Origin of the sequence: Bacteriovorax sp. DB6_IX (genome assembly GCF_000447775.1) — a bacterium.
In the GTDB taxonomy this organism is placed as follows: domain Bacteria; phylum Bdellovibrionota; class Bacteriovoracia; order Bacteriovoracales; family Bacteriovoracaceae; genus Halobacteriovorax_A.
In genome coordinates this window covers 1-3,342 of record NZ_AUNJ01000197.1, presented here as the reverse complement: position 1 = coordinate 3,342, position 3,342 = coordinate 1, and the positions used below count along the sequence as shown (strand labels likewise).

General features: G+C 37.0%; 3 protein-coding genes and 1 pseudogene. All 4 read right to left on the bottom strand.

Annotated features, from left to right (window positions below; all coding sequences use genetic code 11):
• The coding region (locus M901_RS05890; RefSeq protein ID WP_021277264.1) for a hypothetical protein at positions 1-296 on the bottom strand (296 nt) is incomplete at its 3' end.
• A 120-nt stretch (positions 297-416) separates the two neighbouring features.
• A complete protein-coding gene (locus tag M901_RS05885) occupies positions 417-1,463 on the bottom strand; it encodes a DsbA family protein (protein ID WP_021277266.1) in 1,047 nt (348 codons plus the stop codon).
• Between the two features lie 50 nt (positions 1,464-1,513).
• Positions 1,514-2,284 carry an ATP-binding cassette domain-containing protein gene (locus M901_RS18360; protein WP_369793748.1) on the bottom strand — a complete coding sequence of 257 codons (771 nt, stop codon included), beginning with the start codon at positions 2,282-2,284 and terminating at the stop codon, positions 1,514-1,516.
• A 207-nt stretch (positions 2,285-2,491) separates the two neighbouring features.
• A pseudogene (locus tag M901_RS18355) lies at positions 2,492-3,208 on the bottom strand (ABC transporter transmembrane domain-containing protein); the annotation flags it as partial.
• Positions 3,209-3,342: the final 134 nt, after the last annotated feature.

The window sequence follows — 3,342 nt, the reverse complement described above, 5'->3', positions numbered from 1 at the left end:
CTTCTATCTTCGTTAAAAGACTCTTTCTGTCTTTCTAAGTCTTTTCTAAAGCCTCTTGTTCTATCTTCTATGGCCTCTGAAGTTTTAGCATTATACTCATTGATATAGTCAGCTTGCTGATTTTCTAATTTATTCTTTGAATTAGAATAATTCTCAGCTTGCTTCTTTTGTTTCATCTCATGAAGCTCTTCTAGCTTATTAACGTCTTTATTATAAGCATCACGTAGCTCATTCGTTGATTCGTTATAATTGCTTCTTGCTTGTGCCAATCTTGTACTATAATCGTTAATTTCCATAATACCTTTTCCTGGGCAGACTCTTTTCCCAGCTTATATTCTATCAATTTCGTGAAAATTAAAAAGGCCGGGAAGATATTCCCGGCCTGTGATATAGATCAATCTAAGTAGTTGACTTTATTACTTAGCAAGTTCCTCATCAATGATTTCTGAGAAAACTTCAAGTGGTTGAGCACCATTAATAAGCTGCCCATTTACGAAGAAAGTAGGAGTTGATTTTACTCCAGTATTCTTCCCCTCTTCCATTGTTGCTCTTACATTTGCAGCATATTTAGAAGAAGAAAGACATGAATCAAATTTCTTCATATCAACACCAACTTTTTTGGCCATTTCCTTAAGACCATCAATCTTAAGATTATTCTGTTGAGCAAACATCATATCATGAAGTTTCCAGAAGTATTTCTGACCTTGCTCATTAGCACAAAGACCGGCCTCTGCGGCCTTGAAAGCATCTGTGTGAAATGGCAGAGGAAAGTTTTTAAAAGCAATCTTTACTTTATTTCCATATTTCTTTTTGATCTGTCCTACAATCTCAGCGGCCTTTGAACAGTATGGACACTGAAAGTCAGAGAACTCTACAATTGTCACTTTTGCATCAGCACCACCAACAAATGGAGCATCCCCAACCTTTACGTTGAATACTGGTCTTGCTGGCCTTGGAAGATAAATTTCAACAGGCGACTTTGCCATTTGCTGATTTAGCCAATTTTCAATGGCCTCTCTCTTCTTTGTCTCACCAAGAAAAGCTCTAATTCTCTTCTTTAACTCATCATTCATCTGAGGAATTTTTCTTTCCTTAGCAAACTCGTTAATTTCCTTGTCAGTGATTTTTACATCCTTAGCAATGAATTTTGACAGGAACTCATCGTTAGAAAGTCCCTTCTTAGAAGGATGCGTATCAATATACTTTTGAAGTAGAGTTGATTTAATTTTTGCCATTTTAAGATCGAAGACTTTCTTTTCAGCTTCATAGATCTCACTTTCAATTCCCTTAAAAACTTCACCTTCTGTAAGAACTGTTCCACTAACTTTAGCGATAGCATTCTTAGAAGGGGCCTTTTTAAAGATAAAGTTTGGCTTTGAATTTACCTTATTCGTACAAGCGATGAGAACAAGTGCTCCCATAGTAATTGACGTCAGAGCAAATGCTCTTTTACTGATTTTCATATTATCTCACTCCTTGAGTTTTTAACCTTCAATAGGATAATGTATTTTCGTCAATTATGCGATAGTTCTTGCAAAAACTTGACATAAGTATCCGAGCTTTCCTGTAGGTCTTTATGCTTTCCGCTTCCAACAAGCGCGCCATTTTCCATAACTAGAATTAGGTTCGCATCTATAATGGTTTCAATTCTGTGAGCCACTATGAATGTGAGAGCATTCTCTTGAACTATCATCACCATTTGTCTTAGTGCATACTCAAGATTTGAATCCAGCGATGAAGAAATTTCATCAAAGAGGACAATCGGCTTTTTCAGATAGCACGCTCTAATCGCTGCAATCAGCTGCTTCTGTCCAAGAGAGAGTTCATTTTGCTTAATAACGGTCTCAGGAGTGATTCCCCAAGCATCGATATAATCAATCTTAGATCTAACCCATTTCCAAAACTCATCAAAATCAGATGTTTCTGTTTTTCCAAGAGTGATATTGAAGAAAATTGACTCTGAAAAAATATGAGACTCTTGGGAGACAATTCCAATTAACTCGCGATAGTCGTTGAACTTTTCAGCATTATGAAAGTCGAAAACAAACTTCTCACCAGTTGTTGATTCAATATCAATCTCTCCCTGATCTGGAAGAATATTGGCACAGAGTATATTTAAAAGAGTCGACTTCCCACTTCCCGACAACCCGACAATACCAATAAGATCACCTTTAGCACCAGAGAATTTAACATCTCTTAATTCAAATGGAGCATCATCTTCACTTTTACGTGGATAACAGAAGCGATCAATTTTAACATCAATTTTTTCGACATCGTAGCTCATACGCCCACGACTCAAATCAGTACTTCTTTCTTTATCCAGATCACCTAAGAATTCATTGATTCTTTGAACCCCTGAAGCAGCTCTTTGGATATTTGCAACCTTAGAAGAAACATCCTTAATTGGTCCAATCGAGCGTTGGATAAGATCGACGAAAGCAAAGATTAAACCGACCTGGACCATTTCCGCTTTAGGGATAATGAAAACAGCGAAAGCCAAGAAGATCGGATATAAGGACTCGGCCATCGAATAATACCCGGCATCCCAAATATTTGAGAGAAGAATTCTTTCTAAAAACTTCTCAAAAACAGATTCAGATCGAGTTGAAGCATATTTCCCATTTTCAATATAGTAAGTCTCTCTAACACCACCAATAACATCTGCAATCGTACGATAAAGGTCACCTCTTGCCTTTCTTACGCTGAGGAAAACCTCTCGCATATACTTTGAACCCCAAATGAGAAGGAGACACGCACCGATTTGTACGATACCAAGTGAAACACCTGCAAATTTATTCAACGTGATAAAGCTAACGAGTGAAGAGAAGACGAAGAAAATATCAATGATAATTCCAAATGTCCCTGAAGTCACAAGCTCTCGTAAAGATTCCGTGTCAGTCATAATTCGAGCGAGAACCTCTCCTTGAGGGTATCTCTCGGTTCTATTTTCTTTTGAAGTTTGTAACTCATAAGAAAGTAGCCATTTCTCATAACAGTCAGAACGAACAAACTGAACAAGCCCGACAACATATTTATTGATAATAATATTATAAGAAGAACGGTTCACAAAAGTGAAGACGAAGACGACAGCGAGATATTCAAGAGTCTTTAAGAATTCTACTTTATTATCATAGGCAGAAGTTAGCTTCGCCATTAATTGAGGAAGGGCCGCCCCAAGTAAAGAAGAAATAACAAGGCAGATTAGCATCAAACCGACATATTTAAAGCTGCCTTTATAAAGAATAAATCTAGACAAGTTGCTTTTTGAAGTGCTCATAAATTTCACTCTCCTTATCTAGGTTATTCACTTGTAGGTTCTCTACTAAACCTCGTGATTTTTCA